General features: G+C 40.5%; 6 protein-coding genes. All 6 read left to right on the forward strand.

What is annotated here, in order from left to right; genetic code table 11:
• The first annotated feature begins 13 nt into the window (after nt 1-13).
• The 6 genes from DP73_RS05530 to DP73_RS05555 all read left to right on the forward strand — a co-directional run bounded on the left by DP73_RS05530 (nt 14) and on the right by DP73_RS05555 (nt 5,791).
• The gene (locus DP73_RS05530) at nt 14-544 is read left to right on the forward strand and encodes an RDD family protein (RefSeq protein ID WP_034598085.1); all 531 of its coding nucleotides are present in this window, start codon (nt 14-16) and stop codon (nt 542-544) included.
• A 362-nt stretch (nt 545-906) separates the two neighbouring features.
• Nucleotides 907-1,059: a DUF2284 domain-containing protein gene (locus DP73_RS24305; RefSeq protein ID WP_348982387.1), complete on the forward strand. Its 153-nt coding sequence runs from the start codon at nt 907-909 to the stop codon at nt 1,057-1,059.
• 198 nt (nt 1,060-1,257) lie between these two features.
• Entirely contained in the window at nt 1,258-1,779 is a 522-nt protein-coding gene (locus tag DP73_RS05540) for a class I SAM-dependent methyltransferase (RefSeq protein WP_242865707.1), read from the forward strand.
• Between the two features lie 289 nt (nt 1,780-2,068).
• Nucleotides 2,069-3,787, forward strand: a complete 1,719-nt coding sequence (locus DP73_RS05545; protein WP_034598090.1) for a sensor histidine kinase — start codon at nt 2,069-2,071, stop codon at nt 3,785-3,787.
• Between the two features lie 8 nt (nt 3,788-3,795).
• Nucleotides 3,796-4,593, forward strand: a complete 798-nt coding sequence (locus DP73_RS05550; protein WP_034598091.1) for a response regulator — start codon at nt 3,796-3,798, stop codon at nt 4,591-4,593.
• Between the two features lie 172 nt (nt 4,594-4,765).
• Nucleotides 4,766-5,791 (forward strand): BMP family protein, encoded by a 1,026-nt coding sequence (locus DP73_RS05555; RefSeq protein ID WP_034598092.1) that lies wholly within the window; start codon nt 4,766-4,768, stop codon nt 5,789-5,791.
• Nucleotides 5,792-6,033 lie beyond the last annotated feature (242 nt).

Consider the following 6,033-nt stretch of genomic DNA (forward strand, 5'->3'; position numbering starts at 1 on the left):
TGGTGATTAATCAATGGATATCATTAATGAGCACAGCGGCAATCAGTTAATGGAAAGTGGAAACGTTATAACTCTGAGAGTCGTGGGATTTTGGACCAGATTTTTTGCCTTTATCCTTGATCTGTTGGTCATTGCTATGAGCAGTCAGATATTTTTCAGCCTTGTATGGCCGTCAGGTCTGGAAACCACAACAGTCAACTCATTTATTCTCATAAATTCACTCTTCCCCGGTATCTGGGGAAGCCTATATTTTGTTTTGATGACTATGTATTTTGGACAAACGCTGGGAAAAATGATCATGGGAATTAAAGTCGTAAGGAAGGATGGACATCCTCTTAGCTGGCTTACAGTCATCATGCGGGAAGTTGCCGGAAGAATACTGGCACAGTTGCTCGGTACCTACCTGGGTTATCTGGTTTGTGCGTTTCATCCCCGGAAGCAGGGATTGTCTGATATTCTAGGCGATACCTATGTGGTTTATGCTGGTGCTAATAAGTTGGGTAGATTGGTTCAGATCCCAACTGACCAAGCAGCAGCAAAATGATTTATCACCATCTATCTGAATTGCTACTAACTAGAACGTTGCCTCAGCGATGTAAGAAATATTCATAGTAAGCACCTTGAAAAAATAGAACTATTTCACCGAAAACTCCTACACACAAAAACGAGAAATAGTAGGTAGCCTTTGTCATATCTTTGCCAAATAGCTCTTTAAAAGCTTGAATAAACAATTGTTCGAATTTGAATAAATTTAAGATCCAACCAATAAAAAGAAAAGTAATAATTGCCATGTTATCTGACCTACCTCATATTAGATTTCACATTCATAAAATACTAGTTGTCATATATACTTGATTCAATCATGTAACACAGTATCAATTTGATAAAACCCAATACTACAATTGTATTCTTAATAGGCTCTTAGAGGGGAGAGGTGGATTATATGCAACAGAGAGCTATGGCATCCTGGTAATGCAACTGGCCCCCTCAGTTGGTATTCGTTACAACAATGGACCCGACAAAGTAACTTATTTTAGTATGGTATTTTTTTCTGAATAGGTGCCTTACAAGAAGTGTGTAAAGAGCTATTAATCCCTAAAAGCAACATTATTTATGTACTATAACCTATTATCTTCCGGCTATTCTTATTAGAACCTAAAATCCATCGTTAGCGAAACGCTGTCCGCAAAAGAGTTTTTGGAGTGGCTTGGACTTAAGCACCGTCCAACGTTCGGCAACAATTAACTCAACAACACTTTGAAACTGCTTCAGTATGCCAGTCCCTTTGATTGTGACCTTGTTGACTTAAGTCAACCTATGCTCGACAGGGCACATACTAGGATTGCGGCGGCCAATTCGGGTGAAATCAGAACTTTTCAATGTGATTTCCGCATGCTCGATTTACCGGACCAAAGGTACGATATTATCCTGGCTGCTGCTGTCTTGCATCACCTGCGAGATGATCAAGACTGGAAAAATGTGTTCCATAAGATTTATAGATTGACAGCACCAGGCGGAAGTGTTTGGATTACGGATTTAGTTTCCCATGAAACCAAGCAAGTTCAAAAGATGATGTGGGATAGATATGGAGCATATTTGTGCTCAATTGGCGGAGAGGAGTATAAAAACAACGTATTTTCCTATATTGACAAAGAGGATTCGCCTCGTTCCGTCACATATCAATTGGACTTGCTTCGAAAAGTCGGATTTGACCATATTGAACTGCTACACAAGAATTCATGTTTTGCAGCTTTTGGAGCTATTAAAAGAGTAAAATAAGCCGTTAGATTATTATTTTAACCGTTAGTGAAATAACGACCTTAACTTAAAATTTGCCTTTGGTACTCGTTTTCCCGGTTTCCATAAAAATATGACGTCGCCAAAATACTTTGGGGGCGTCATATTTTTATAGAAACTACCCTAGTCGCTAAAGGAAAATGTCGCTTAGATAATAAGTCCTAAATAGTTGCTGCACTTTAACAAGGGCGGAAGGGTAATCCCATGCCTTGTCGAATTTATTTATTAAATAGCTTCGCGCAAAGAATCCCAGATTGAAGGGAAATTGCAAATGAAAAAAAGAAGTTTAATTCTGCAGTTATTCATTATGCTGTTTATCATTCTCCAATGCCTCATTGCCTTTTTGGCCTATTCGACTTATAAATATGCGGAATCAGTGATTCTCAAAGAAGTGATTCAGCTGAACACTAATATGCTTCAGCAGATTGCCATCAGGATCAATCAAGAATTAAAGGATGTTGAAGTTCTGGCCAGCCGCATTGCCTATGATACAAGTATTATTGAATCACTGAAAAAAAGCTCTGACGGAGAGAGGGCCAACGAGGAACAGCTTCTGAAAATTGAAGGAATTATGTCAGGTTACATCTGGTCTTATCGAAGTACGGCGATGCTCATCGACGCCCATTTGATCGATAAGCGCGGCAATACCTATTCCACCTCCTATTCCATGTCCTCCAATCAGGAGGCTGACTTAGCAGCCTTAGACAAAGTTCTGGAAAATGGACAGGGTAGTGAAATTTTTCCTATCAAGTCTTATTTTACTGCCATAGGGGGAAATAATTATTATTTCCAGGTAGCCAGAAAAGTTGAAGACTATATTTCCAAACAAGACTATGGGGTGCTCTTGTTAAACGTCAATGAAAAACTACTGGGTGATAATTATATTCGCTTGACCAATGAAGAAAAAGATTTCTTTATCATTGACCAGGATGGGCTGATTATTTCTCACCAGGATAAAGATAAAATCACTGAAAAGCTGAATAGCTTTGTGGAAGCCAATAGCAAAAACAAGCTGAATAACTATTATTTGCAAGATGATAAGCTCTTTATTTCTCAACCGATCAGCGGTTGCGGCTGGTACCTTGTGGAGTCGGTTTCTTTAGCAAGTGCCTTGCTGCCTCTGAAAAAAATTGAGCTGTTTTTAATTGCCTTTGGGATTTTATGCACTTTACTGACGGGTGTGGTACTATGCGTTGTGGCAAGAAAGATTGCGGAACCCTTAAGTTTACTCAGAAACAAAATGACTGAATTCAACGATGGTAATCTTTCCATTCAAATTCAGGATAGTACTTATAAGGAGTTTTCGGAAATCTCCATTTCCTTTAATGAACTGATTCAGCGGGTGAATTTTTTGCTTAAAGAAAACATCAACAATGAACGACAAAAACGTTTGCTGGAGCTTGATTTTTTGCGAGCTCAAATTAACCCCCATTTTATCTATAACACCTTAAGCTCTATTCGCTTTTATGTGGAAATGGGGAAAAACAAAGAAGCTGAGGAGATGCTTTATCATTTTTCTAAGCTGTTGCGCAGGGTACTGTCCCGCGGGGATGAATTCGTCCTGTTAAGGGATGAGGTTAAGCATTTGGAGGACTATGTAGTTCTGCAAAAGATGAGATATGCCAACGCCTTTCTCGTAGAATTTTTACTGGCAGAAAACACCTTAAATGCTCAAATTCCCTCCTTTATCCTGCAGCCAATTATTGAAAATGCTATTTTTTACGGTTTGCAGGTCAATCGATTGATTGTGATTAAGGTGGAAGCTGAATTAGCAGATGATGATTTATATATCAAGATTTCCGACAACGGAATCGGCATGAGCCAAGAGAAAATTACCGAGATCTTTAATAAAGAGGTTCAAATGAGCAGAGTAGGAATTTTAAATGTGCATGAACGAATTAGAATTCTTTACGGAGGCGCCTACGGTCTGACCATTGAACAGAATGAACCGGAAGGAACTATAGTGATTCTTAAATTACACTATGCTTAGGAGGAACTATGTTAAGAATTGTCATTGCAGATGATGAACTGCCCATTCGGGAGTGGCTGAACTATTGTCTGAAAGATAAAAATACCAAGTTAGAGATTGTTGGAATCGCCTCTGATGGTTTGCAGGCCCAAGAGCTGGCTGTGAAAGAGAAGCCTGATGTAGTGATCATGGATATCAGGATGCCGAAAATGGATGGAATTACGGCGATGAAAAATATTAAGAAAGTACTGCCTCAGACGGAATTTGTTATCTTGACAAATTACGCTGATTTTTCCTACGCCAAACAAGCAATTACCTGTGGTGCTAAGGAATACATCCTAAAGTCTGAATTACGAAGCTCGGAATTAATTGAAATACTGGTAAAAATTGAAGAGGATCGTTATACCCAATATGACAGACCAAGAATTGCGGATCAGTTGGAACGTGCGGCCCAAAAAACTTTGACAGAGTATTCTGGTGAGCATATTGATACCAGCAACCAATTTATTGAAAAGGCCTTAATGTATATTCATGAACATTTTGATAAAGCCATTTCCCTGGCGGATGTTGCCGGCCAGGTGTATCGGTCTCCAGAGTATTTCAGCCGCTTGTTTAAAGAGGTAACCGGCGAAAACTTTAGTATTTACCTGATTAATTATCGCTTGACCCAAGCGCGAAAACTATTAGTCAATACAGATTTTAAAATTACAGATATTGCCTATAGGGTAGGGTACCAGAATCCAAGTTATTTCTCCAGACTTTACAAGAAGTATATGGGAATTACCCCAGAGGATGAGCGGAGAAAAAACAGCCTTAAAGCAAAATAGTGCTAAATGTTAAGAAAGTGACATGGGCTGGTGTACTGCAGCAAGATAGTGCTAGAAACTCGACATGACCGTTACTATCAGAGCGGCTTATTTTTGTTACAATTAGGCTAAGATTTGAAGGGCTGATCCTGATCCGATGGCAACAACTAGTTTATATTGGGGGGTAAGAGAAATGATTAAGAAAAGATCCAAATTGACAGCAGCTGTCTTGGCAGTCTTAATGCTGTTTTTACTGACAGCATGTGGCACCACCAAAGTAGTAGATTCAGGTAAAAAAGGTGCAAGCGATTACAAAATGGTTCTGATATTACCCGGTCCTATTAACGATCAAAGCTGGAATGCCACAAACTACGCCGGGCTGGTTAAGTCCAATGCAACTCTGGGCACAAAAATGGAATACGTGGAAAACGTACAGGCGGCTGATTATGAGTCTACCTTTAGAAATTATGCTGAGCGTGGTTATAACCTGATTATGGCAGCAGGTACTCAATTTGATGAAGCGGCCAATAAGGTTGCGGAGAGCTATCCAAAAACAACCTTTTGTGTTGTCAATGGTATGGTTAGCAAAGGTTCAAATGTCGCCCCGATCTTCCCCAAAGAATATGAGGCCAGTTATATAGCTGCCTTAATGGCTGGAGAAGTCAGCCAAAAGGGTCAATTTGCCACCATCGGCGGTTTCCCCAATAAGGCTATGGAACATTTGCTGGATGTCTATGAAAAGGTCGCTGTGGATCTAGCTAAACAGCGCGGAATTTCAGGTGCCAAAGCAGTTCGTGCCTATGCCAATAGCTGGGATGATGTAGCTTTAGGCAAACAAATGGCCTCGACAATGATTGATAATGGTGCCGATGTGATGTTTGTTTATGCCAATCAGGTTGGCTTAGGCTCTATCCAGGCTACCAAAGAAAAAGGGGTTAAGTTCATCGGTTTCTCGGGAGATCAGACAACCATTGATCCCAATACGGTTGTCAGTTCTGTGGTGTTTGATTTTGAAACCTTTTATGTCTGGGCTATTCAAAAATACCTGGATGGAAGTTTAGATGGCAATAAGGTCCATGAAGCAGGAATCGCTGAGAATATCTTTAAGCCGGTCTATACAGCTAACATTAGTAAAGATGTTCAAGAAAAAGTAGCTGCAGGCATGGAAAAAGCTAAAAAAGGTGAAGTTGATTTTAACGCAATGTTTGTTAATAAATAGACCCTTATGCTGCTATGCGGCACCTCTGATGAATGAAAATGGGCACTCTTTCGGGTCAAGCGGGTCGGGCAGTTTCGCCACATCTGCTCACCGCAGCATTCCGAGGCTCGCCCACTCGGCTGCGCGGGAGCTACGCCAAACCTCCGGGTATTACTGCATGTGAACCGCTGGCTCCGCTGTCTCGCGCAACCTTTGTGGGCTTTACCGCCTCTCCATGCAATGGGTTCGCTCCTGTGGACGAA

The organism is Desulfosporosinus sp. HMP52 (assembly GCF_000765145.1).
Classification (GTDB): domain Bacteria; phylum Bacillota; class Desulfitobacteriia; order Desulfitobacteriales; family Desulfitobacteriaceae; genus Desulfosporosinus.

Bases quoted from the DNA above. Each gene is read 5' to 3' on its own strand.
- DP73_RS05550 (WP_034598091.1), top strand. From the start codon at position 3,796: ATGTTAAGAATTGTCATTGCAGATGATGAACTGCCCATTCGGGAGTGG.
- DP73_RS05530 (WP_034598085.1), top strand. From the start codon at position 14: ATGGATATCATTAATGAGCACAGCGGCAATCAGTTAATGGAAAGTGGA.
- DP73_RS05555 (WP_034598092.1), top strand. From the start codon at position 4,766: ATGATTAAGAAAAGATCCAAATTGACAGCAGCTGTCTTGGCAGTCTTA.
- DP73_RS05545 (WP_034598090.1), top strand. From the start codon at position 2,069: ATGAAAAAAAGAAGTTTAATTCTGCAGTTATTCATTATGCTGTTTATC.